The organism is Saprospiraceae bacterium (assembly GCA_016713025.1).
GTDB lineage: Bacteria > Bacteroidota > Bacteroidia > Chitinophagales > Saprospiraceae > OLB9.
Map to the genome: position 1 here is coordinate 1,299,861 of JADJPZ010000004.1, position 26,336 is coordinate 1,326,196.

General features: G+C 36.5%; 21 protein-coding genes and 1 tRNA gene. 7 read left to right on the forward strand and 15 right to left on the reverse strand.

Annotated elements, in window-relative coordinates; all coding sequences use genetic code 11:
* The first annotated feature begins 172 nt into the window (after positions 1-172).
* From IPK35_11900 to IPK35_11910, 3 genes are read left to right on the forward strand one after another with little or no spacing between them, the layout of a single operon-like run.
* Positions 173-718: a DUF3857 domain-containing protein gene (locus tag IPK35_11900; GenBank protein ID MBK8053942.1), complete on the forward strand. Its 546-nt coding sequence runs from the start codon at positions 173-175 to the stop codon at positions 716-718.
* Positions 718-2,166, forward strand: coding sequence for a hypothetical protein (locus IPK35_11905; protein ID MBK8053943.1), 1,449 nt, complete (start codon positions 718-720; stop codon positions 2,164-2,166). The genes IPK35_11900 and IPK35_11905 overlap by 1 nt, the downstream gene beginning before the upstream one ends.
* A gap of 48 nt (positions 2,167-2,214) precedes the next feature.
* Positions 2,215-4,104 (forward strand): hypothetical protein, encoded by a 1,890-nt coding sequence (locus IPK35_11910; protein MBK8053944.1) that lies wholly within the window; start codon positions 2,215-2,217, stop codon positions 4,102-4,104.
* A gap of 161 nt (positions 4,105-4,265) precedes the next feature.
* Here IPK35_11910 and IPK35_11915 read toward each other — a convergent pair whose 3' ends face one another.
* The 6 genes from IPK35_11915 to IPK35_11940 all read right to left on the reverse strand — a co-directional run bounded on the left by IPK35_11915 (position 4,266) and on the right by IPK35_11940 (position 13,187).
* Entirely contained in the window at positions 4,266-5,534 is a 1,269-nt protein-coding gene (locus IPK35_11915) for a hypothetical protein (GenBank protein ID MBK8053945.1), read from the reverse strand.
* Positions 5,479-7,011, reverse strand: a complete 1,533-nt coding sequence (locus IPK35_11920; protein MBK8053946.1) for a hypothetical protein — start codon at positions 7,009-7,011, stop codon at positions 5,479-5,481. The genes IPK35_11915 and IPK35_11920 overlap by 56 nt, the downstream gene beginning before the upstream one ends.
* Before the next feature lie 58 nt (positions 7,012-7,069).
* Positions 7,070-7,480 carry a LytTR family transcriptional regulator gene (locus IPK35_11925; protein MBK8053947.1) on the reverse strand — a complete coding sequence of 137 codons (411 nt, stop codon included), beginning with the start codon at positions 7,478-7,480 and terminating at the stop codon, positions 7,070-7,072.
* A gap of 409 nt (positions 7,481-7,889) precedes the next feature.
* The gene (locus IPK35_11930; protein MBK8053948.1) at positions 7,890-9,191 is read right to left on the reverse strand and encodes a hypothetical protein; all 1,302 of its coding nucleotides are present in this window, start codon (positions 9,189-9,191) and stop codon (positions 7,890-7,892) included.
* 408 nt (positions 9,192-9,599) lie between these two features.
* Complete coding sequence (locus IPK35_11935) at positions 9,600-10,691, reverse strand: T9SS type A sorting domain-containing protein (protein MBK8053949.1); 1,092 nt, start codon at positions 10,689-10,691, stop codon at positions 9,600-9,602.
* On the reverse strand, positions 10,692-13,187 hold the full coding sequence (locus tag IPK35_11940; GenBank protein MBK8053950.1) for a CotH kinase family protein: 2,496 nt from the start codon (positions 13,185-13,187) through the stop codon (positions 10,692-10,694). It lies immediately after the preceding gene.
* A gap of 650 nt (positions 13,188-13,837) precedes the next feature.
* On the opposite strand from IPK35_11940, the gene IPK35_11945 reads away from it, so the two are divergent.
* Positions 13,838-15,535 (forward strand): hypothetical protein, encoded by a 1,698-nt coding sequence (locus IPK35_11945; GenBank protein ID MBK8053951.1) that lies wholly within the window; start codon positions 13,838-13,840, stop codon positions 15,533-15,535.
* Positions 15,536-16,774, forward strand: coding sequence for a hypothetical protein (locus tag IPK35_11950; protein MBK8053952.1), 1,239 nt, complete (start codon positions 15,536-15,538; stop codon positions 16,772-16,774).
* A gap of 106 nt (positions 16,775-16,880) precedes the next feature.
* On the opposite strand, the gene IPK35_11955 is transcribed toward IPK35_11950, so the two are convergent.
* The 4 genes from IPK35_11955 to rseP all read right to left on the reverse strand — a co-directional run bounded on the left by IPK35_11955 (position 16,881) and on the right by rseP (position 19,861).
* Entirely contained in the window at positions 16,881-17,513 is a 633-nt protein-coding gene (locus tag IPK35_11955) for a response regulator transcription factor (protein ID MBK8053953.1), read from the reverse strand.
* A gap of 368 nt (positions 17,514-17,881) precedes the next feature.
* Positions 17,882-17,965 (reverse strand) — tRNA-Leu (locus IPK35_11960).
* Between the two features lie 8 nt (positions 17,966-17,973).
* Positions 17,974-18,525, reverse strand: coding sequence for a Fe-S protein assembly co-chaperone HscB (gene hscB, locus IPK35_11965; GenBank protein ID MBK8053954.1), 552 nt, complete (start codon positions 18,523-18,525; stop codon positions 17,974-17,976).
* A gap of 13 nt (positions 18,526-18,538) precedes the next feature.
* On the reverse strand, positions 18,539-19,861 hold the full coding sequence (gene rseP, locus IPK35_11970; protein MBK8053955.1) for an RIP metalloprotease RseP: 1,323 nt from the start codon (positions 19,859-19,861) through the stop codon (positions 18,539-18,541).
* Between the two features lie 219 nt (positions 19,862-20,080).
* Here rseP and IPK35_11975 point away from each other — a divergent pair, with 219 nt between their 5' ends.
* Positions 20,081-20,770, forward strand: a complete 690-nt coding sequence (locus tag IPK35_11975) for a 16S rRNA (uracil(1498)-N(3))-methyltransferase (GenBank protein ID MBK8053956.1) — start codon at positions 20,081-20,083, stop codon at positions 20,768-20,770.
* A gap of 9 nt (positions 20,771-20,779) precedes the next feature.
* Here the strand turns inward: IPK35_11975 and IPK35_11980 are convergent, their stop codons facing one another.
* Positions 20,780-21,139: a hypothetical protein gene (locus tag IPK35_11980; protein MBK8053957.1), complete on the reverse strand. Its 360-nt coding sequence runs from the start codon at positions 21,137-21,139 to the stop codon at positions 20,780-20,782.
* 19 nt (positions 21,140-21,158) lie between these two features.
* A complete protein-coding gene (locus tag IPK35_11985; protein MBK8053958.1) occupies positions 21,159-21,752 on the reverse strand; it encodes a hypothetical protein in 594 nt (197 codons plus the stop codon).
* A 202-nt stretch (positions 21,753-21,954) separates the two neighbouring features.
* On the opposite strand from IPK35_11985, the gene IPK35_11990 reads away from it, so the two are divergent.
* A complete protein-coding gene (locus tag IPK35_11990; protein MBK8053959.1) occupies positions 21,955-23,358 on the forward strand; it encodes a TlpA family protein disulfide reductase in 1,404 nt (467 codons plus the stop codon).
* A gap of 78 nt (positions 23,359-23,436) precedes the next feature.
* On the opposite strand, the gene IPK35_11995 is transcribed toward IPK35_11990, so the two are convergent.
* From IPK35_11995 to IPK35_12005, 3 genes are all read right to left on the reverse strand, one after another.
* Positions 23,437-23,811, reverse strand: coding sequence for a hypothetical protein (locus IPK35_11995; protein ID MBK8053960.1), 375 nt, complete (start codon positions 23,809-23,811; stop codon positions 23,437-23,439).
* Between the two features lie 234 nt (positions 23,812-24,045).
* Positions 24,046-24,858: a universal stress protein gene (locus tag IPK35_12000; protein MBK8053961.1), complete on the reverse strand. Its 813-nt coding sequence runs from the start codon at positions 24,856-24,858 to the stop codon at positions 24,046-24,048.
* A gap of 188 nt (positions 24,859-25,046) precedes the next feature.
* Positions 25,047-25,898 carry a universal stress protein gene (locus tag IPK35_12005; protein MBK8053962.1) on the reverse strand — a complete coding sequence of 284 codons (852 nt, stop codon included), beginning with the start codon at positions 25,896-25,898 and terminating at the stop codon, positions 25,047-25,049.
* Positions 25,899-26,336: the final 438 nt, after the last annotated feature.

A 26,336-nucleotide genomic window follows, 5' to 3' on the forward strand; every position in this document is an offset into this window, starting at 1 on the left:
ATATTAAAACAAAAGTACATATATTTTATATTGATTGTATGTATTTTATAAAATATTTTATAAAAATGGGTGATTCCCCTTAGGAAAAGAATGTCTGAATTGTTCTTTTTAAAAAATATTGTTATTTTTGTACTCTAAAGAATAACTATTTATCTATTTTAAATTATGGGTTATGAAAAAATTTTTATCTCTAGTCATGATAATGTCTTTCTTATTGTCGATCCACCAAAAAGCATATCTTCAAAAGTATAAGTATGGAGATGTAAAAATTGACTTATTAAATCTTGCTGAATGCGATTTTTATAAAGGGGCTGATGCCATGGTGACCTACATAGCTGGAGACAATTCGGTACTATATTCAGACGGTGAAGGATTTTATAGCGTCAGAAAGGTTAAAAAGCAAGTTAAAATATTTAATGATCGTGCAAAAGATGCCGGGACTAATCATGTTGTTTTTTATAGTCCTAAGGACAGACGTGGTAAAATTAAATTCAGGGGACTTAAAGGAAAAACCTATCATCTTGAAAATAATAAAATAGTAGAAACAAAGCTAAAAGATGACAATATCTTTGAAACGCAAATAAACAATTATTATAAAAGGATATCATTCACCATGCCAAATATCCAAAAAAACTGTGTGTTTGAATTTGAATATGAATTACAATCAGAATATTTTTATAACATAGATGAATGGCATATACAAGGTGAATATCCGTAGTGTATAATGAGTTTTATACAAGCACTCCGAAATACTATCGATATCAAATAAGTGTAACAGGAGGAATCCCCATAACAAAAGATGAAAATAATACTTATGATGTCAAACTCCATTATAAGTCAACAACATCTGATGGAATATCACGATCCAGCCAAATTGAATCTGTGGCCTTTCCTTTCAACAAAAGGGCATTGATACATGAAAATATTCCTCCAATAGAAAATGAGCCCTATTCAGTAAACACTTCAGACCAAATGGCAAAAATAACGCATCAGTTAATTCTTGTTGACTGGCCTGGAGAAATGATCAAGAACATTGCAATTGATTATCCCAACTTTACAAAATCATTGCTTGATGATTCAAATTTTGGAAATGTATTGAAAAAAGGAGATTTTATTAAGGATTTTGTTGTTCCAATCCAAAATGAACCTCAACTCGAGACTGCAGATAAGGTGTATAAAACTTTTATTGAAAAAGTACAATGGGACGGATACCATCACTATCGTACAGAAATGAGTGGAAAAACTCTTTTTAAGCAAGGTAAAGGAGATTCAGGTGACATCAACCTGAATTACATTGCCGCCCTTAATGAAATGGGGATTGCATCTTTTCCGGTCATTATGAGTACAAGAGGAAATGGAACACCACATCCTGTTTATCCCGACTTCTCTGATTTCAACTATGTATTTGCAGTATCTGTCATTGGAGAAAAATTGTATTTTTCAGACGCAACATCAGGTTTGGGTTTTGGCATTTTACCTATAAGATGTCTGAATGGTGATGGATGGATCGTATCGGAAAATGGAGCTGATTGGATTAAAACAAAAAAAGATTTCTCCGGCAGACATGCTTTGTTATCAAATATTTCTTTTGCCGATAATAAGATGAATATGAAGTCATCCGAAGTAAGATCCGGATATTTTGCATTTGCAGATAATGAAATCTTAAAAGACAATGAAGCCGATTTTATTAAAAGTAAATACCAACCCGATAATGTAATTTTGGATTCTATGTTGATCGTGGAAAAAAAGATAAACTCAATAAAGTCTCAGTTTGTATCCCATTGGGATTTTGAAGACGAAAACTTGAAGTATGTATATCCTTTTGAGCTAAGGCCCTTTAAGGATAACCCATTTAAAAAGGAAAAAAGAAGTACAACCATTGATTTTCCTTTTATTCAGGAATACAAATTATTGACACATATTGATATTGGTGCTGATGAAGTGTTTGAAGTGCCTCAAAATATACATGCTGCCATGGGAGAAAATGCAATTGTCTTTAAATATACTTCAAACTTTAATAATTCTCTTGGCAAACTGTCTATCAACATTGATTTCAAAATAAATCAAACTGAATTTCTTCAAGAAGAATACCCTGAACTGCGTGAAGCATTTGACAACATCATTAAGAAAATATCAGAACCTGTAATTATCAAAAAAAAGTTATGAAATGATGATGAATCACTGGAACAAAAAATATAACTAAAAAATGGAAATATGAAATGTCTCCAACTTTTTTTGATTCTTCAATTTTATTGTTGTGGTGTGACTGCTCAGCTTTCATTTAGCGGGATTCCTGATAGTCTTATCTCAGGGGCAGATGCTATTGTAATAGACCAATTGGAAAAACTGGAAATTTTCAACAAAAATAAGTGCTCTTATTCTATCACTTCAAAGTCTTTAATACTTAAAAACAGCGACAATAATCTGACAAATATTATGATCTTTTACGATCAGTTTACTAAAGTTGATGCATTGGAAATTGTTATTAAGGACATAAATGGCAAAAAGTTAAAAACCATAAAAAGAAAAGATTTTCAGGATGAAGCGGCATATGATGGATTCAGTATCGCCAATGATTCAAGGTATTTGACATATCATATATTAGGTATACCTACACCATATATTATTGAAAAAAATATCAACAGGTCCTGGATTCAAACATTCAATTTGCCAGGATTCAGTCCGTATGAAGGTAAAAACGTATCCATAATCAATAGCATTTTTCAGATAGAAAATCATGAAGAATCGAATCCTGTTCATTTCTACAACGCATCAAATGAAAAAATGGATACGTTTTCGATAGCTGGTAAAATGAATACTTTATTTAAATTTCAAAATATCCCACATACCAGAATGGAGAAAAAAAACTATAAATCGGAGCATGGAACGCTGATCACTCCCATCCTTGCGACATTCAGCATGGAAGGAAAATCGGGAAGTTATAGTTCGTGGAAAGCCCTCGGAGACTGGATTTGGTCGTTGATTCAGGAAACAGGAGAGCTCAATGAAAAATCAAAAAATGAAATATTGCTTTTGATAGGTGAAGAAAAAAATGAAAAGGAAAAACTAAAAAAACTATATAAATACTTACAAGCAAGTATGCGATATGTCAGCATCCAGTTGGGGATAGGTGGTTGGAAACCTATGGATGTCCAGCAAGTGCACAATTTTAAATACGGAGATTGCAAGGCATTGAGTAACTATATGCGATATTTGTTAAAACTTGCCGGAATAAGATCCAATTATGTCATAATCAATGCAGGCGACCAACCATCATTCAAGGACACATCAATAGTCAGAAATGCCTTTAATCACGCGATTTTAGTGGCATTTCCTGATAATGATACTGTCTTCCTCGAATGTACTTCCAACCTTTCTGCGCCGGGATATCAAGGTTCATTTACAGGTAACAGATTGTGTCTTTTTATTGATGAACATAATTCAGGTATAATAAAAACAAAAACATACAATCATATCAATAATCTGATGGAAAATAATTATGTCATAAATGCGGAAAAGCATTCAGTTTTACACCATCAACGATTGAAAGGCATCGGGATTGAATATAAAAAATTGCATTTCAACCTGTCTTTAGATAATGAAAAGTTTATTCAGCATCTTACTGAAAATAGTTCTGATATCAATTCACAAAAAATTATAAGTAAAAAATACTCAAATGAATCTTTTGATCCGGAAATAAATCTGAGCACTATGTATATAAGTCATAAAAAAACTATGCAGACAGGTGACCGATATTTTATCGATCTAAATCATGACAAACTACCTGTTGAATTGATTTTTCATACATCATCAAATGATATTTCTGAAGTATATAATGGATTTACCGCCACAGACCATTATGAAATTGAAGTTCCCGTAGGCTGTTTTGTTGAAAAACTTCCAAAAGACCTGCAATATGCTTCCCATATCGGCGACATCACTTCCACAACGACAAGTACTCCTGACGGAAAAATAAAATATCACAGAAAGGTGGTAATAAAAAACGGAAAATATGAAGTCAGCGGGCAAGACGGGATGTCAATGATGCTGGACACTGTTAAAAAAGCTTACAATGAAAAAATAGTCATAAACTGTAAATCCTGACTTCCTGAAAGGTGTACCGTAGGCGGGACACGAACCCCGCGCACTATTGCATAATGATGATTTTTAATTTTCGCATTCAATCAGATGTTTGGTACAATATAGTCGTGGACTTTTGGTTAAGTTAACTTATTAAAAAGTCCTAAAATGCTTGGCACCTTACATTAGGGTCGACCTGATACGGATGAGCCAGGATGATTGATCAGTGCACCAGTGCCTGCGATCCTATTGCCAAAAATATTGATTACAGAATAGTTATTGAAGGTAGAACCTGGATTTAGCCATATACCTTTGTCACTGATATTTTGTACGACTGAAGGTGTAGGTAATATGATGGTGTTACCTGATGCAGCATGATGGTTGAAAGTACCTTGATTATAAATGATCCACTCAGGAAGTTTCGATCCATTGGCAAGATCTAAATTTCCATAATTATTAAATGTACCAGTATTAAAAAATACATATCCTTGTATATCGAGACCACTCCATGATCCTCTGAAAGTGAAGTTGCCGTTGTTACTTAATGCTCGGTTATCTATGTTTATGGTTGAAATATTGGTAGTGCCATTACAAGAGATAGTGGCGGATGGATTATTTTGAATAGCATTTTGGCCTATGTTGGTCAGGCTTAGATTTACTGGAGATCCAGCAGAAGATATATTCATCACATTGCTATTGTCAATTCCATGCCCGACGGTATTGGATATCGTGACGGATGAGCTGGGAGAAATATTTATGACACCGCTATTGTTTATACCCGCTGATGCACTTCCTGAAACCGTAACATTAGCCCCATTGATGTTTAAGGTTGCTCCTGATGCAATTGTGATAGACCTGCATTGTATAGGAGCACCTGAATTAACATTTACAGTTTGGCCGGGAGGAATGATGACATTGAAACAAGGAAGCGGAACGGTTGGTGGACTCCAATTTGCTGAATTACTCCAAAGTGTATTCATACCAGCATTTGTAAATGTACTAGTTCCCGTAGGAATACCTTCGTCTATCATACCGTCACAATCGTTATCAATATTGTCACATACTTCAGTAGCTCCAGGTTTTATTTGATTGTTATTGTCGTTACAGTCTGAGCTATTGGCTACGTATCCACTAGGCATCGCACAAGCCACTATCGATACAGCGCTATTTCCAAATCCATCACCATCACTATCCTGATACCATGTGGATGGAGGAGGTAGTGCACCATTGATATTGCCATCACAATTATAGTCCTTATCATTGCAGTTTTCGGGTGCTCCCGGATACACCTGAGTATCATTATCGTTGCAATCAGGAATATTTTGGGTGTAACCCGACAAAGAAGTACCACAATGGGTAGTAGTGATAGCAGGATTGCCCCATCCATTGCCATCAGCATCAGCATACCAAGTACCAGAGACGATTGGATTCTGAAAGCGTACAGGAACTACCACTGGCGAGCATCCTGTTTTTTTGTACCTGAATATATAAAATATTTAAACCCACACAAGCAATATTTGGCGTAAATTCATCCAAGACCCAGTTTAAGGTGCCAGTAGATGTTGTTAGCCCTACATTCGTAAATATCCCTGATGTAGGTGCATTGTTTATGTTTATCTTCTGTCCGGATATAAATGCAGGTATGACTACATTTGTACATTTAGTACCCATGATGCGCTGGGCAAATAAGCCGGGATTTTCAGCTGCTGGCAAAGTGACTGGAAATGCACAATTGATCATGATGCCATTATTAGTGAAAGTACCTATTTGTGTGAGAGATGTCGATGAAACATTAAGTGGGTCAAAGGTGATCGTACCATTGTTGGTTGTGGTGCCTTGATTGTGTAGCGTGAGCAGGTTTACTGGCTTACAGTTTTCTATAGTCAATACGCCTCCCGTAAGATTTCTAAAATTTTTTGTGCAGGTAAAAGTAGTAGCCGCATTATTGAGATTAAAAGTACTCATATTTTCTATACCAGCCTGATATACATTATCGGTCGCATGGATATAGCTTGTCCCTGAAATATTGGTGGTGCCTTCATTGCGTATGGGAAACCTTTGTGATGTGATGTTAAGGTTGCCTGATGAAGTAAAAACAGTGGTAGGTTTGACTTGTATACCATAAAAAGCACCGGACTGAGGATTGGTCATATTAATGATACCTTGATTAGTAACAGTTCCTATGATTTCCATAGGTGATGTATAGGCAAATGTTATAGGGTCAATACTATTCGGGTAGTTATCGATGGTCATGACACCGGTGGCGGTATTGGTCGTATTTTTAAGATAGTTGTAGGTATTGGAATTAAAAACTCCATGATTAATAAAAGATGCGGCAGCACTTGCAATTATCATCTGAATACCTGTAGCTCCATTGAGCGTCATACTATTATTATTGATCACTTGTGTATGATCTTCAAACTGTATCCCGAGGCTACTTGTAGTAATGGTACCATTGTTGGTAAGAGCTGTATGACAAGGAAATCCAGGGTCACATCCTTCTTGCATATATATAGTAGATGTAGTGATGGTACCTTGATTATTGACATTACAGTTCCAGACTTGACCACTACTATGTGATACCGAGATCAATACTAAGCTGCCAGCATTGATTGTCACCGAAGGTGCTACGGTAAGGTCTGCACCGTTGATCACCCTGAATTGACTAGTTGTGGTGATACTGGCATTGACATTCAGATTGGCATAAGAATGGAGCTCTGCTACTGAAACAGCCACGTCTACATTAACTGTTATGGTAGAATAAACACTGGGTATCTGAGCAATCTCACCTGCAGCTGGCAGACAGTTACAATCCCAATTATTGGCTTCTGACCAGTTGTTAGTGCTGCCGCCGCCATTCCATACGCGGGTTTGTGTCGAAGCAATAAAGGGTAAAATGAGCATTACTATCGTAAATAAACTATTTTTCATATTATAAACATATAAAAATTAATAAAAACTGATATCTTTTATACAGTACACAACTGAGTTATTCTCCAAAACTTTCCTTGATCAAAGCCTTTTTGTCTCTGCTGATCGGAATTTCTATATCATTTGAAAGGACAAGTTTGCTGTCATCACTCGCAAAAGATACCATTGTGATGTGCGCCGCATTGACCAAAAAACTTCTGTGTACCCTGAAAAACATGTGTTGAGGTAGACCTTCCTCCACCGCTCCCAATGTTTTTGCCAATATCCTGCGACTTCTGTCTTTGAAAACAACAATAGTGTAGTTGCTTTCGCTCTTGAGATACGAGATGTCGTCATACTGACAGCATTGATAGCCACCCGGAAGAGGCAGGATGACCTTTCCACTGGTTTTGATGGCTTGGGCAAGTGATACCTCCTGATGGATGATGATGGGATCTAAAGTAGGCTCAAACGTCTTGATAGCTTTCATTTTTATCTTGTTTTTAAGGTTTTAAAAAAAAAGTCCAACAATTAATATGATTTTACAAATGGTGTCCATGATTTTGGGTTTTGTATGGCAAAAATAAAGGCTATTTCTATGCAAAAAAAATTTATGGTATCACATAATGATGTGAATTTTTCCATACAATTAGAGGATAATCTTACCTGTATTAACCAGAAACAAACCAAAAATTTCTATAGCTTAACAAGTTTTGCTGAAATCCTCACCGAAGTAACCTTGACCTAAATCTTTCATCATTGTATTCTGTACCAATGGTTGCCATCACTTTGAATGGTCACTGCACTGTTTTGAACAACATTTGTCGGGTCTGACCCTGGAGTAACGCAATTTAAGTTAACAAAACCTGGCTTTACCGGCACATCTTTATCACTATGATTTACATTCTAAATTTTGAGCTACCGGGTGAGGGAAGAGTTATAGTAGGGTTTGTGGTCAATCCCTGTCCAACTCTTATGGTGTGATGATCTTCATTGAGTGTTAAATCGGATGAAATTGTCAAAAATCCGGCACCAAAAGATTTATCAGTTTCGATTGTGCTTTTACCCACACCATTGTAACCTACAGTAAGCTGCCCATGCACGCTGGCCTTACCTTGCGTGGTTGATGAGCCTTCGACAAGGGCATCGTCTTGTACTGTGAGATTATCCTTTATCAATAGATTGGTATGCATGGTGGCGTCTGCCAAAGCATCAAGAGTACCGCTGACTGATGTATTGCCATTTTTTCTTACTAAAAAAGCATTACGTCGATCTCCATCAGCAGTACCATTTCCTATCATAAATAGTGGGTCGGTATCTACCCAAGTTGTTCTGTTTGCAGTATTAAATTCACCTTCGTTGTACCTACCTACTGCAGTAGAAGAGAAGGCTACAGCATGTGTCCCTACTCCCAAAGCAGCTGAATTGACTCCAAAGGCGCCACCGCCAGATATGCCTGCCGCGTTGGTTCCAGTATCACCTACGTACCCATTTCCTGTGGCAAAAGAGTTTTCTCCATGAGCTTGGGCTTCATTGAATGCACCTGATCTTAGACCTGCAGCCCATGAGCTGTTTGCGGCTAAAGAAGTCTCACCTGTAGCATATGAACCATCACCCATGGCGGTGGAATAAGACCCACTTGCAGTTGTGTAAATACCAGTGGCTAATGAATACCAACCAGTTGCACCTATTGTTGAAGATGGATTATCAGCATAAGACAAATCTACTGCACCATCTCCTATATCTCCATAATTATTTGGGTCTCTTCCTAAGAGTCTCCAGCCGGGGTTGTAGCCTTCCGTGATGCGTTCTAGCTGACTTGGTGCACTATCATGAGCCAGTATCCACCCAGTATCACCAAATAAAAACAACTTGCTTTTACCTGATGGTATCTGCGCCAGCGTGCCTACTGTAGCAACAAATGATGTTGTATTTTCTATGAGTAAAAAAGTACCCTTTACTCCGGATGGTAATGTCACCGAAAAGTCTGCGGAAGGGCTTCCATTGAGTGAAAAATACCCTTCTCCTATGCTCTGAAGTGTGATAGATGTGGAAGTTACTTCAAAACCTGACGGCCTTATACGTAACTTACCATGTATATCCAGGGCAGTTTGTGGATCAGAGTTATTAATACCCACATTTTGTCCTATGGCATTTGCCAAAAACAAAATCATTATGAAAGATGTAAGAAAGTGTTTCATTGTATTAAATATTTAGTTGGTTAAAAATAATAAGGTTATTTAGTTGGTTAAAAATAATAAGGTCATCATCCGGTGTGTCAGGATGATCTATTTTATCAATGGACAAAAATATAGGCATTTTGATGGCAAAAAAAATTTGGGGCATCACATAATGATGTGAATTTTTGTTTGACAAACGACGAACGAGCACAGGATTCCCCTAGGGGTCAGGCGTCGCAGGAAGGTAACCGATCCGAAAGTAGAACGCCGAACAAAGTCTGGTGGCTGAGCGCATCCGCCGCAGCGGAGGAGTCGAAACCCCAACGAATGATGCCGCTAAAGGTCCACATAGCCTACCGATGAAGGAATCTTGGTGGTTGAGCGCATCCGCCACAGCGGAGGAGTCGAAACCACAACGAACGATAACTGCTAACTCTTTACAAATTTTTCTACCACAACACGATCCCTATCACTCAGTACAAGAAAGTATGTACCATCCGGCAAGGTGGAAATATCTATAAAGCGGCTGACTGACATATTCATCATGATTTTGCCTTGTATATCTATGATCTTTATATTACCTTCTGAATCATTCAAACCGTAAAGCTCTATGGTGTGACTTGATGGATTGGGTATGATCTTTATTTTATTAGGAACGATATTCACTACATTACTAGCGATGGGTGTACCAAGAACACTGAAATTATTGAATGTCACACGATTACCCTCATCTGCTTTGGGATCAGAGCTTTGGAACCGTATTCTCACCTTAAAGTCATCCTTACTTCTTGCCACTTCTACATTTGCCAGATCGATATTGTACAATTTGTAGGCGTCTCCCAGATTGAGCGATGTAGCTATCAATGCATCTGAAGACCAGATACCATTAGGAAGCTGATATTCTAATATGAGTTTGTCAGCTGCACCTTCATTTTTGCAGGCAAGGTTTAGTTTGATTTTTTCATATCCTGATGTGCGCAGATGCAGTATGAGTTGGTTTTCACTATCGGCTGTAAAGGGTTGTTTTACCTGGATACCTCTCATTTCCGTAGGGTCATAATTTTTATTGACATTGGCCGCAGGGATATAATTGATGTCAGTAGGACTGTTGCGTCGCTCCATAGATGCTTTTCTGTATTGCGGATGATCTTTTACGAAGGGATAACCACTTAGGGCAGATACAAACCCAAGTTTCGTTCCTGATAATGCAGCGTACTTTGGGGCAATATCCGTCAGAGGCTCATCATTGGGTATGGTGGAGTCAAAATACCAGAAATACAGGAGCTGTTCGGTATTGGATTTTTTAAATACTGCGGTGATTTGGTTATTATTGGACAATGAAAGTTTGATTTTTTTATCTGTAGCAGAGCTGGCTCCTGTCCAGTGGCTAAACTCATAACCCACCGATGCAATAGCTTCCAGCTCTATGGGTACATTGCTGAAATACCTGCCACTCCATGGATAAGGCTGAGCAGCTATGCCGGGTGTAGATGGGATAATAGGGATCGTATTGACTCTCACTTAGCCATGGTCTTTATTAGAAACATTGATACTAAGAGTGTGGTGACTGCCTGCGTTAAGGCTGGTTTTGATATGTTCAAACTGCGCCGGTGACCTTTGACTGGCAAAGTTTTTCAAGGCTTGCACATTTGACTTCCATGTGGTCAGATTTTCCGGTCTTCTCCATCTGTTGCAGTGCTCCGTCATTTCTGGCTCAATGTTTTTTGCAAGCGTATCAATAGTATTATTTATATGGCTGACAGCGTACCGGGTATTGAGCAGGTCACAATATCTATTGACCAAATAATGTCTGAATTCCTGATTTTCAACCAATTTCCTCAACAATAATGTGGCCCATGATGGATTGGGCCAGGCAGGGCCATTCGGCTCCAAAGCCATTTGCAGTGTATTGTGAGTAGGGCCACTATTCAGGTGGGGCACGTAATCAAAAGGGAGGTCAAAGCCAAAATCAAGATCGAAAATCATCCACCTCCATCGACCATCTTTGATGCCTGCAGTCGGATCAAAATCCGGGCGCATATATCTCCAGTACATATTATTATTGCCGGGCCAGTCGGTATTTTTTACATAGATATTGGACAACTGAAAATCCACAAAACTTTCGATACTCATCCATTCTTTTACTTTGTTATAATTTGATGAATTTTGCATGCTGTTGGTGGAGATGTATTGGATCATGTTGTCGTAATGTGCCTTACCAGCCGGATTTCCCCATTTATACTCCCGATCATTATTGACTATACATATTTCTTCCTCACTGAGGTTATATTTATTTTCGATATAGTGGTCGTTGTATTTGTCTCTGACATTATGAATTCCCCAGTATTCGCCATTGATAAAAAGAATGGACGGTCTGTAATATTGGGTTTCTATATTCATTCCTTTGGCTAGTGACTGAAAAAGTCCATCCCTGAATACAGTGAAATCCCAGTCATTTCCGGAGTTGCGCAGGATAAACTGCTTGTAATTATTAGTGGTTTTGTCAGGAAACAACCGGTAATCCAAATTACTCTTCCCAATATGGTCTTTGTACATGACCCTGATAGACTTCCTTGGTCTGCTGGTCGTAGTATTGCCATTGAGTTGGATGGCTATGTTGTCCTTAAAACCCAGCGTCCCATTTTGTTCAAAAAAACTGATATGGGCAGGTCTCTCCCAGTCCTGCTTAAAATTCTGATGGTTTCCGGCTACATAAATTCCTGTCTCCGGATCAAAGAGATTTTTTCGGTCTGTAGTTAGCGAAAATACAGGAAGGGTGTATCTTTTGTTGGATTTGGGATCCACGATATAGGTAAATGTACTCACAGGACCCGGTGGCGCATCTTGATGAAATGCCCGTGCCTTGATGGTGTTGATTTTATACACTTCACCTAGAGGCGGTTGCCAACCTTCGTAGTAAGGAGGCCCTGTTGCCGGATCTGCATTAGTAGGTATCATGCTGAACACATTGGGCTCAGAGGCTCTGTTTCTCACAGATATCGGCGACTGAAATACCGGTGATGCAGACATCGGATCAGTACCATCGGTAGTATATCTGATGTTGACACCCTGGTCTTGTGTTTCGAGTTTTATATCAAACGATGACGTATAGTACCCATCTTTGTGCGATGATGTCACTGACCCAAGCAATCTGGTAAAACCATTGCCGCTATTAGTGGTTCCGGGCGAAGAAGGTTGCATATACTTCCATGATAGAGCACCATCCGGAAGCCTGCCATAAGATATCCCTCTGCTCTGTGATACTAATGGCATAGAATCTGCCAGCATACCGTCTGGAGCGAACAGATATATGGTCTCATTGTCCTGATTTATTTTAAAATTGGTGTGCAAAACTCCGGACTTTCGGTCTTTGCCGGAAGCCCATACCAGAAGATGCTGCCCGGAAGCAATAGTGACTGCCGGAAAAACCCACTTGTTTTTTATACTCTTATCATCTGTCAGGGTATAAGATGACAGTACTATATTTTGAGCACTGCCATTGTAAAGCTCTAGCCAGTCTTCATAGTCTTCGTCAGCATCCGGATGAACATTGTTAGTAGCCATGACCTCATTGATCACAAGCTTGCCGGAAAGATTGTCTGCCAGACTACCCCACCTGTTTTGCAACGTAACAGGAACGTTTTTCACTTCCAACTGTCTGTTGGGGTTACCACCCGGCCACTCACCAAAGTCCCAGGTTGCGGTATTTCCAGATATATAAAAGTATTTATATGTGTACACACCAGATGTCACATTTGGAATGGTCAAGGTATATATCCGATCACCGTCAGCATCAGATAGCTTATATGCTGAGACTGTTCCTGGCATAGGCCATGCAGGATTATTTCCGATACCCTTACTATTATCAGCTGTAGCACCTGATACATAAACGGTATGAATGGATGGGTTAAAAGTTGAGGCAGTACCCATATTGACATGTAAGGTCACAGTATTTTGGCCAAAAACCATATACTGAAGGGATACCCATAAGAATATTAATAAACTCTTCTTTATCATATTACTTTAATATTTAGGTTGTTGTTTAGTTTTTAGAACAGCATGATTCTGCTTTTTTTTGTGGTAGATGATAAGCTAAGGTGTAAAATGGAATGATAAGGTATAAAAGACGTTTCATCTGTTTATTTTTATTTGTTTTTTAATGGTCAGATGGAATTGATAACTTATCGCCATCTTTGGTGTTATCGAACTTACGTTTCGCATAAAAATAATCATCCCAGTTTGTGTAACACAAAGGTGGATTCATGCTCATTTCATGACTTTAAATATTTTAATGGCGAAGAATCATTTTTTATAAAAAGGAGTGATAGGGTCATATAATACTTATCACATCACAAAATTATGGGCATTTTGAATGCGATAAAAATTTCGGGTATCACATAATGATGTGAATTTTTATGTTAGTAAAGTAATATGTAGAAATCGCCCATATTGGATTTTATAGCTTGCCGTGGTGTCGATCCTACTACAAACGACAATCAGCAGGTGTGCTTTTGGAGGCAGGACAAAGAATGCATGAAATACTAATCGCCCTGGGTTAATTCTTTATTCACTCATTTTGTACATATCAAAATATAAAAATCATTTGCTCAATTATGGATATTTGCCATTAGGGATTGTATATTTGTCATTAAGTAATAAATGCAGCATTGAAAAAGATATATATTGCTATTGCTTATCTCTATATATGGTTTGTTCCTTCATTTGCACAGCAGGAAGCATTTTACAATATATACAACTATACCCCGAGAGATTTGGGATTGGATATGCTACTATTTGAGATTGTACAGGATTCTCGTGGTATCTTGTGGTTTAGAGACTATAGCAGTATAGGAACATACGATGGTCATAAATACCAAAACAAGACCTTTGATCTTGAAAAAATCGCCGGAGAAAACCAAGATATTTTTGATATACATTCAGATAGTGACGGAATCATCTGGGTAGCTTGTTCAGCAGGATTGTTTTATCATGATAGTGTAAGTGGGTTTGTAAAAGCAGAAATCGATGGCATTGCAAATCTTACATTTTCATCTGTCACAGATACCCCAAATAACACTTTTTTTGCCGCAACTTCAGAAGGAAAAATCTATAGATTCAATACTGAAACCAAGACTATCAACCAATCATTTATAATTGATCATGGACATCACATTGTCAAATATATGCTTTATCATGAGGGAAGCCTATGGGTATCGACTCGCGATGGTATCTTTATGTGTGATGAACATGGATGTTGTCAGAAGGTCTATACTTTTGATCCATATGATCATGCTTATACCTTTGCAGATAACAGATATCTGAAAATCAAACCCTTGAAGGACGGCACGATTCTGGCCAATGATAATAATGGTCAAATTATTTTTTTGAATAGAGAAGGCAGCGTAAAAAAAATATTGGATTTCCACCTAAAATCCACTGAAAAAGCGGTCAATGACTGGATAGAAATTTCAGACCATCATATCCTCTTTGCAACCTATGACGGTATTTACAACTATAATCCTACTACAGGTACTTTAGTACACAAAGGCAATAAATACTTCAGCAACAATCAACTTTACAATACTCAACTTTTATGTAGTTACAAAACAAAAAACAATACGATATTTTTTGGAAGTGCCTTATGCCTTTCAAAAATTAATATTCTCAACGAAGACTTTGCCAATTTCAATTATGTATTTCCATCAAAGACTGTCCTCGTAAAAGAAATTCCTTCTTTATCCCACCAATGGCTGATCGTCACTGAACAAGATGGTATTTTGATCTTTGATCCTGTAAAATCAGAAAGCCGTAATTATCTGAATCTAAAAGGTGAAACAGTAGATTATGCCTTATATGATGAAGATGAAAACGTATTGTGGCTAGCAACTCGGCAATCTATATTAAAAGTAAATGCAAATATTAAACCAGGGATCATCCGGCAATATAGAAAATCGTACGCCAAGACTACCGGAATGTCTGTGTATCACAAAGATGTGTGGTTTGTATCCGGAGGAGTATTACATCAATTAGATTCCCAAAAAAATACTGTAAAAGTCATAAATCACCCAAATATCATCCTTGAGGGAATTTCTCACAACTCTGACGGGGACCTCTTTGTAGGGATGGAAAAACTATATTTAGTCAAAAGTGACAGTCTTATTTCGATGACAAATGAACGGTTGCCATTGCTACATGGGATACACTGCATCACTCATGACCAAAATGGGAGCATATACTTTGGGAGTGACAGAACATTTATAGTATATCACCACAAAAGAAAAAAATGGGATATTTTTAATTTGAAAAACGGTTTACCCAATGAGCCTTTGGGATATATGGTACATGATGGAGACCACCATGTCTAGATGTGTACCCGAGCTTCGGGCATATGCCGGTTTGACCTGCGTACTCATACCAGCAGATATTTCAAAGAGGATGATGGTTTGGTGGACAATATTTATCTTTTTGGTATATCCAATATCAAAAAAGGAATTGTCGCGGCACATCGATGGCAATTTTTTAGTTATTATCAGCCAAAAAAATCAAAAGAATTAATCTCATCGACAAAAATTATTTTTGACAACATCATGATCAATGAAAAACATGTGGATTTGACTCAATTGAGAGAAGGTAAGTTATCGTTTTCATCTGGTAATTCATTGGTCAAAATGGATGTATTATTTCCATCGTATATCAATAAGTCTATGTACCAGCTTCAATACAGGCTGAAATCTGAAAATGATTCTTTATGGACCGATATCGAGGATCACCAACGGCTGATTTTAAATCAGATCTCTCCCGGGGCATACAAATTGGAGTGTCGTGCTTTCAACAAATTAATTCCTGAGGACCAGGTTTATGCCTCACTCGATGTAGTGTCATTAAGTCCATTTTACCAAAAATGGTGGTTTATTATGTTTTGTCTATTGACATCATATTTGATTTTATATTTAATATATAGGTACAGGAAATTGCAAAATGCGAAAATTGCAAAACTGAGATCATCTATATCACAGGATTTGCACGATGAGATGGGCAGTAATCTGAGCAATATTATGCTACTGGGAGAATTAGCATTGCTCCAAAATACAAACAACAGGTCCACTATGAAACTTATGGTCGATAAAACCAGGTCCGTAATACAAAGTATGTCAGATATCGTATGGAGTATTCATCCCGGCAATGATGTACTACCAAATATTATTCAGAGAATTCAGGATAATTGTGTTGAAATACTCGAGCCATTGGGGATAACTGTAAAATTTGAAATCCAGGATGATGTAAAAAATGAAACCCTGAATATGTATCAACGCCAGGCTTTTTATATGATTCTGAAAGAAGCCATCAATAATTGTGGGAAATACAGTCATGCAAAAAATGCAATGCTCCAAATTAATCTTTCAAACAACAAGCTTATATCAATTTTTTCTGATGATGGCAAAGGATTTGAATACTCACCAAATAAAAAAGGAAATGGCATCTATAATATCAAAAATCGTGCTCTCAGTATTGGGGGAAAAGCTACAGTGGATTCTGCACCAAATCAAGGCACTAAAGTGATATTGGTCATACCTATCAAGTCAAACAGACCTTGGATCCGTTAGAATGATGTTTCCATAAACTCAAAATCAAAATGTTGGATAAACTATTTTTCGCAAACCATTTTATTTTGAGTTTAAACACTTCTGGCAGCAACGGGTGAGACAAAGATCATTCTTTGATAAATATTTTGTGCACGGCTTCTGTGACAGAGTGTACATGCAGTTTTTTATATATGCTTTTTATATACGTCCTTATCGTATCGAGACTTAATGTCATCTCGTGAGCTACCATTTTATAGCTCATGCCTTTAGCCATAAATTGTAGTATTTGCAATTCTCTTTCTGTAAGATCAAAATGTGGTACCTTTTCTTTATTTTTGTCAAATGGCAACTGTAATACTCTACGGGCTATGGAAGGTGTCATAGGCGCTCCTCCGTTATAGACTTCCTTAATACTGTTCAGTATCGTTGTCATATCGCTTTTTTTCAGCAGATACCCGGTAGCACCTGCCTTCAATGCCTGAAAAATCTTATCATCATCATCAAACATGGTGTTCATAATGACTTCGACTTGAGGAAACTTGGATTTTAACTCCAATACACCTTCTATGCCTGATTTTCCGGGCATATTGATATCCATTATGATCACATCCGGTGGATCGTCCTGTATATTTTGTATTATATTTCTGCAATGTCCATAATCACCCATGAGCAAAAACTCATCTGAAGACTTGACGATAGAAACCAAAATTTCCCTTAGACCTGCATTGTCCTCATATATGGATACCTTAATTTTGTCCATAAAAAAAGATAAGTTAGATAAAAATGCAAATAAATGTATTTTTTAACAAAATGCAATATTTCTTTCATCACATAATGATGTGATAAAAAGGTGATTAGTCAGGTTTATCGACGAAAATATAATGGACAGAAAATATTCTGCGAAAAATTTAAATCATAATGTTTGTAAATTAAATAATTATGATTGTAAATTTTCGCAATCAATTTTCTGTAAGCTATAATAACTTGTCTAATGAAGAGATTCATACTTACCAAATGTGACTAAACAATAGTAATGTAAGAACCTCCAATTCTTATAAAAATGAGGAAAAAGTTTATTCCGACGATATTGTAGTCAATCGCAAGTTGTAGTATTATAGCTTTTTTTTGTACCGAAGGCGGGACTCGAACCCGCACACTATTGCTAGCACTGGATTTTGAGTCCAGCGTGTCTACCAATTCCACCACTTCGGCTAAATAATCTAAGAATCACCTTTCTGGTAAGGCGATGCAAAGTTAGTAATATTTTCACGAATGCGCAAAAGATATCTTGTTTTTAAATAAATATCTCTGATATCCTCAAGTATATTTTCTGTATTTGACTGATTTTCAACGCACACAGCTTTTTCTTTCATCAATGTATCCAAATCGGATTGCTTCGAATCCAAAGTTTCCATGATGGCTTTATAATTTTTATCATCAGGATCTGATTGAAGTTCTTCTATGAGCTCATTGATTTCCATCATTTCCATCAGAAAGTCCTGATCTACAGGAGCGGTTTCTGTTTCACCCAATAAACCTCCTCCTTCTAGAATGTACTTTGTACGTAGATTTTCATCAGACAAAGTACGGTACGCCGCATTGATATCACCTGATTTGGATAGAACTTCATGCTGGGAGCCATCATCACTACTACTTGAAAAGTGATCTGGATGTGTCTCACGACTCTGTTTGTAATAGTTTTTGCGGAGCAGTGAAAGATCCGGCATAAAGCTCACAGGTACCTCCAACAAGTCGAAATAATACACGCTCAAAATTGCTAAATTGTTAAAAGAGTCTCGAAATATCCAAACCCAATGCAAAGATCATCAAGCCTATCAGCAAGAAAAATCCGATATAATTGACCACTTCCATAAATTTGTCTGAAGGTACTTTGCCGGTAATCACTTCCCAAAGTAAAAATACTACGTAACCACCATCTAGGGCAGGTATTGGTAGTAAGTTGAAGAATGCAAGCAATATCGAAAGGCTGGCTGTAATATTCCAAAACACTCTCCAATCCCATCCGGTATCAAACATGGAAGCGATAGAAAAAACACTTCCCAAAGAATCTTTCGCTTTGATTTTGCCAGAAAACATCTGTCCAAATGCCTTAAGCTGATCACCAAGAAAATTAACACCCATTTTTGAACCCTTGGAAATAGATGCCAAAAGACCAAATTTCTCTGAAGATAGCGGAAGTTGCTCCATGGCAATACCTATTTTTCCTTCTTCAGTAATCTCTATTTGTTTGGTTATAGTATCTCCGGCAGTTTCGAGTATTTTAAATTCAGCTTTTTTGCCTTTGAAGTCCTGAAGTGCCTTTCTGAATTCATGCTGGAAAGCTATGAACTTATCATTTACTCCTATGATGTTCATTCCTGGTTTCAGACCTGATTTTGCAGCTGGTCCATCCTGACTTACTTCCATGATATTCATGGGTATACGCGGATAAAACAAAGATTTTCCCTTGTTTTCAAACTTAGTAAGTTCAGCAACTAATGTAGGCGGTACATTCAACGTCACTTGCTGACCATTTCTATCCACGATGATTTCTTTAGCTTCATTGATGATGATTTCTTTGGCAACCACACCTGCATTAAATTTTACTACAGGTACACCACCCGCAGATAGTACCTTATCGCCATCTTGCAATCCCAGTTCCATTCCCAAACTATCCACAACCATACCATACTTCACGTCATCTGTCTTGATGTATGTCTCTCCCCAGTAATAAATCATTCCTGCAAAGATCAGAAGTCCCAGAAAAAAATTGACCGTAACACCTCCTATCATGATGATAAGACGCTGCCAGGCTTTTTTGGAACGAAACTCCCATGGTTGAGGAGGTAGTTTCATTTGCTCTTTATCCATGCTCTCATCGATCATTCCTGATATTTTGACATAGCCACCAAAAGGTATCCAACCTATACCCCACTCCGTATCACCGATTTTTTTCTTAAACAATGAGAAATAAGGATCAAAAAAAAGATAAAATTTTTCAACCCGGGTTTTAAACCACTTGGCCGGAAGATAATGGCCCAACTCATGTAAAACAACGAGTATAGAGAGACTTAATATAAGCTGCAGTGCCAGACTGACTTTATCCATAAATTGATGAGATTATTAAAAGTGATAAATAGTTTGTGTTTAACGGAAATGATTTCATGAATGTTTAAGAAGATAGCCTTGAAAATATTGAATTTCTACATATTAAATTTTCGGAATTCCATCTCCAAACACCATAAAAGTCGCAAAAGTATGTGTTTATATCCTATTACTGGCATACTTTCATATAAAATCCATAGCTTTATGAAAAATTTAAGATGAATGATAATTTTTTATACCACAGACATCATTGAAAATCACATAAAACTTCGTGGAGAAGAGCATCATCATTGTACAAAAGTGCTAAGGAATCAAGCAGGAGCACAAATATCTGTGACAGATGGAAAAGGGCACATGTTCTTCGCGGAAATAGGGCAAACTACCAAGCTCGAAACTCACTGTAGAATTATTGAAATTAAAAAACAACCACAATCTGCACACCTACCTTCCGTTGCTATAAGTCTTCTTAAAAATCCGGCAAGACTTGAGTGGTTTGTTGAAAAAGCAGTCGAAATAGGTATTGCTGAAATAATTTTGTTTCAATCCTGTCGAACCGAAAAAAAATCTGTGAATACAGAAAGAATAGAAAAGCTGATGATTGCTGCAATGAAACAATCACTGAATTTATATCTTCCAAAATGTACAATATTGAAAAGTTTTGAAGACCTAATTTCAGAATCTCAAAAATTTGACGGAAAATATTTAGCATGGTGTGGAAGTAATACTACTCATTTGCAGGATTTGCGCCATAAAAATGAACACAACATCTTACTCTTAGGTCCTGAAGGAGATTTTACAAAAGAAGAGACAGAAATAGCTGAACATAATGGTTTCCAATTAGTCTCATTAGGAAGCACTCGTCTAAGGACAGAAACTGCTGGTATTGTCGGACTGACGATGATGCATTATTGAATTACATCATTATTTTTTTGATAAAATCATCTGATAGTTGATTTTATCTTCACCAATGTAAGATAAAAATATTTTGTTATTCTCATATTTTTCAATGGTCCACTCCCTTGTTAAATTTTCTGCTGTAATACCAGGTGGAGAGTAAAGGGAAAGGGACAAGATGGCAATGTCATTTCTAGCAAAAACCTGCCAAAAACCATTTATATTTTTACTCGACCCATTTGAATAGAAATAATTTCTTCCTCCTACAAAAGTACTAAAGCTCAAAGACATGTTATAAAAAGCATTTGTATCTCCATTTCCATTTTTACTAAAACTAGTTATTGTCCATATGGAAGCTACCAAAGCATTTGTAACTTGATATGTCAATACTTCGGTTTTGACTTCTTCATTTTTTGAACAAGAAACAAAGAAAAGTAACATAAAAATTATGGGTAATGTGAAACTCTGTTTCTCCTTCCATATTATTTTCATGGTTGAAATATTGAATTTTTAAAAGGTTGTTATTTCTCCAAAAAAACTTTTGCGCAGAAACAATTTTTCCGGATCCTAGAAATATTGTTTTTCTTTCTGAAGGCATATCATGACCATCGTAGATGTAATCAATTTCAAAACTAAGTTTCAATGCAAGAGATAACCGCCTATATAAATTGACTTTATCTAATTTGCCATTTTGATCATAAATGAAAGAATCAATAGCATTAATCGAATTAGGAGTATGAAAGTAATGACTTGTATGCTTCAATATCTTATCATCTTTATATTCAATGTAAAATTTTAGATTTTGAGCAAAGTCCTCTACTGTCAGTACTTTACCTGTTTGGTCATAATGAAGATTTGTACGCTCCTCATAATTATCAGTTGTAGTTGTTGAAATTTGGACTAATCTTGACCCATATTGATCAATAATATCATCACTGCTACAACTAACTATACTAAAAAAACATACCCATAAAACAAGTAAACTATGATATGAAACCATTATCGTGTTGTTTCTAAATACAAATTTAGGCTAATAATTCGATATATGTGATAAAACAAAAAAAATCTGATTGTCAATCGAGTTGTTAATCTTTGTTAATTATGATTAATGTTTCTTCGACATAGATCAACTTTGAAATTATAAAGTGCAAATTCATGTAATTTTGCTCAATTATTTCTATCCACCACAATAGCAACAGAACATGTTTACACCAATTAGAGTTATTGGCTTATTTATCATATCGTTAATCCTATTGACATCATGTCAAAAAAACAGTAAGGTATTTAAACCTACTACCACCATAATCGATGGTCAGTTCACTTCCATGCAAGGTCCTGTTATTATTTTCCAGGGAAAAAATGAAATAAAGGTTCCTGTTGACCCAAATGGTAAATTCAGAATTGATACCAAACTTGAAGCAGCGGGAGTATATAAGATTTCTTTCGGTTATGATGCGCTGTCTGTTTTTTTAATTCCCGGTGACAAAATTTCGGTGACAGGCGATATACGCACACTCCTTTCAGGTACAAAATTCACAGGTGATCGTGCTAATGAGAATAATTTTCTGATTTCGTTTGAAAATCTTAAACAGACATCGCAACCACATGATTTTCAGGCGTTTTTCAGTCAGTCAGAAGAAGATTTTATTGCAGCGATAGAAAAGAGAACCAATGAATTGAACCAACATCAGCAAGAATATCAAAAACAAAATGGCCCTTTCGAAACTATATTTGCCGAAATCATTTCTCAGGATCTCAAATATGATGAAGCCATCGTAAAATTAAATTACCCACTATACCACAAATACTACAATCCTGATCAATCCCTTCAACTTTCTGATACATATGACAGTTTTTTGCAAAATACTGAAATAGATTCTGATGAAAGCATGATGGTACCCAATTACAAACAGTTTTTAGGGTCATATCTTGAATATAGAGCAGAAACGGATTCAACTCTTAAAAATACTTCAACTGCTGAAGCAAAGTTTAATATTATAAAATCTGTATTTCAAAGTCCAAATGTAAAAGACTGGTTGTTGCATGATTTGATGTCGCAAACGCTGGATATGTCGGTCAATGATGCTGCTTCTCTGATCAAACCATTTAATGATTTGCAGAAAAATGAAGAGTATAAACTCGAGATCAATAACAGATTTCGTCAGTGGGAGCCTTTACTGAAAGGAAAAACTGCACCTGATTTTGTTTGTACTTCCATAGATGGAAAAAACATTTCGCTTAAAAGCCTGGAAGGCAAATTGGTCTATATAGATGTTTGGGCTACATGGTGCGGACCCTGTTTGCGCGAACTTCCATTCTTAGAAAAGCTGCAAAATGAATTTAAAAGAGATGACCTGACATTTGTAAGCATCTCCATCGATGAAAACAAAACTGCATGGCAAAATATGGTGAAAGAAAAAGGTATGAAAGGCTTACAATTGTTTTCTGAAAACGCCTGGTCATCGCCTCTGGTTTCATCCTATATGATTAGTGGTATACCGAGATTTATCCTTATAGGAAAAGATGGAAACATTATAGATGCCAATGCACCCAGACCATCATCATCAGAAATCAAACAACTTTTATCTGCAGGCACGGGGAGTTAAAGCAGATGATCAGTTCGTTTTGTTTGCAAGATACCAATTTTTCAATTTTCACAGGTGGAAAATTTCTGATTGTAATTTTTACTGAGCGACTTTCCTTTTTACCAAAAAAATACTCCATGTAGTAATACTTAAGCTTCCTTCCAGGACGAGTGTGTCATTGGTAAGTCTTTCTATGTTCATACTAAAACCATCAGGAATATCTATTGATAGTTTTCCTCGGTTTATCTCATATTTTAGTTCTTTCTGATTTTCAAAAAGATTGGATTGCACTTTAGAATCTTTTGAAAAATCAAACCAGGCATCCTGCATAAAGTTATTAGGTTTATTGTTCATTTCTGAAGCAAATACATCCCAAGTGCCTTCAATTTGGGATTTGAGCGTTTGATCATCTTGTTTACAACCGGCAAACACGAATAAGCAGGTAATTCCGTATAAAATTGAGTTACACTTCATTTGAAGTATATTATTGCTTTTAAAATCAGAGTGCAAAGTTAATGATAATTAGAAATTACAAGCAATTATATTAGCAAAAGTGTGAAGAACAATAATGTATACAAATGTTTATCGTCATTCAGTTTAAGCGCTTGTCAAACCATAAACTGAGCAATCTGTATTTCATTTTTCGTTAACCAATATATTTTAACTATATCTTTCCCTGGAATTGAAAATACTTTCCAAAATTCCTATTCAATCGATCTTTTCCGGTAAAACCAATACAGGAACATTGGACGCAAATAATTCAGAAATAGTATTGGATTCAAAGAAAGCTCGCTCCAGAAAAGTATGCTTACGCCCTACCATCGCCAAAATACCGACATCATCATGATTGTCTACATAATTCTTTATCTCAAACACTGGATCTACCCCATCTACTTCGATGATCTTATTGACTATTCCGTCCAGCATTCCGGTAGATGAATTTAACTTTACATTTTCGCCGGGGACTACCACATGAAAAATATCAATGTTTGTATCAGGAAGATTTTTAAATTCTTTAAGCACAGAGATTGAGGAAGGGTTGTTAATCCCTTTTTCATCCAAAGCTAAAATGATATTGTTTCCTTTGATATCATCTTTCACACCTACCGGTATTGCCAAAACAGCCACTTTTGAATATTTTATAACTGACTCAGTCACACTTCCCATCAACATATTTAGAATTCCGGAACTACCTTTTGTGCCTAAGACGATGAGATCTTGTTGGGATGACTGGGCATATTTGACAATCGATTCCGAAGTTTCACCTTCTATGACTTTCAATTGCGGTTCCTCACTTATTTTGATCAAAGGTCTCAATTTTCCGACAAAATACTGAAGGTCTTCTTCCGTTGCTTCTCTGACTTTCTCTCGTATTGACCTGATAGATTCAGTAATAGCACCTGAATCATAAGTAGTGACAAATGTCAGTTTTGCATTAAGTTTATTTGTCAAATCAATGGCATACTCACAAGCAAATTTGGAGTTTTTAGAAAAATCTGTTGTACATAATATTTTTAACATAACATGTTCTTTTTTAAATTTTAAACTGTAACAAAAACTAATACCAGAATTATAAATTTGAAAGAAAAATTGCAAATTACATATCAATGTCATTTAGTTAAGACCTCTTTATGAAGTCTTTCCCTTGTTAGACAAAGATTTAGATAGAGCAAAAACAAAGAAAAGTTCCTTATCTAAACGACATTGGGTTACATATTCACTGTTGCTGGTGGATTTTCTTCCAGTATCATGATGGGAAGATGTATACCCTCAGCTGTTTTTAAACTCATAGATCTGTTAAATACGGAATCTAAAAGTTTTCTCTTTCTGTGTACCATCACTAACATATCTGCTTTTTCAAAAATAGCATAATCGACAATGGATTGTATTACATCTCCACCATAGATATTATTAATTTCAAACGCAAAATCCGGTTCTTTAGTTCTGAATACTTCTCTGATGACTGTATCACGAGTACTGTCTATCTCTTTTTCATCTTTTTTGATGTGGAGAAAATCAGTCGCGGCTTTGAATGTTTCATTAAATTTTAAATAGGCTGTGATAGACTCATCAAAATCAGTGCTGTCATCAATTGTAAAAATCACTTTTTTGGGGTTTGACCATTTGGTATTTTCATGAATTAAAAATACGGGACAGGAAGTCAGCTTTGTTATAATGGATGATGTTGTTCCGAGAAACTTTTCAATGAGACTATGATCGTCTCTCATGCCACTCACTACATAATCGAAACTCTGATCGTTGGCATAGTCAGCAACGGTAAATCCCGGTACTCCAAACCTGACTTCTCTTTTTATTGTTATTTTTTCAGACGATGTGTCTTTAGGCAAGTGTTCAGTTATAAATTTTTTAAGACGCTGATTGGCAGACTCATATGAAGCATCCATTGTATCTAAAAACATGGAATCAGCCGTAGAAAAACTACCATTAATCACATGAATCACAGTAACTTCAGCTCTTAAAGCATCGGCGAAATGTGCGGCATATGTAAATGCAGCTAAAGATGATTTTGTAAAATCCACTGGTACCAATATACGTGTCATAGTGTGTATTTTTATCCAAAAATAATACAGAAAAAGTTAAAGATAGATGATCAATATTATTACTGATTCTGATATTGATCATAAGGCAGTACCCTACTATTAGAGATGTTTAAAATTTCAGCATTGGATAATAAATGATGAGACACCTAAGACTTTGAGCCGGACACAAAGCATCAGAATAATTGGGTGTTCCGTCCAACCAAAAGATCATTCCACCCGACCTTTCTGACGGCAAAGGCAAGGATGAGTAAACTATATTTAAAGAGGTAAAAGAACAAGCTTTACAAGTATAACACTCCTCTAAATTTACCCACCCTAAATGTGTCCACAAGCCGACGTTTGTGGTTTCTTCATTATTGAGTGAAATGGTTCACTCAATTTGCTTTGCAACCATTCAGTCACCCTTAAAATGGATGGGACAAGTTCGTTATTTGAGTC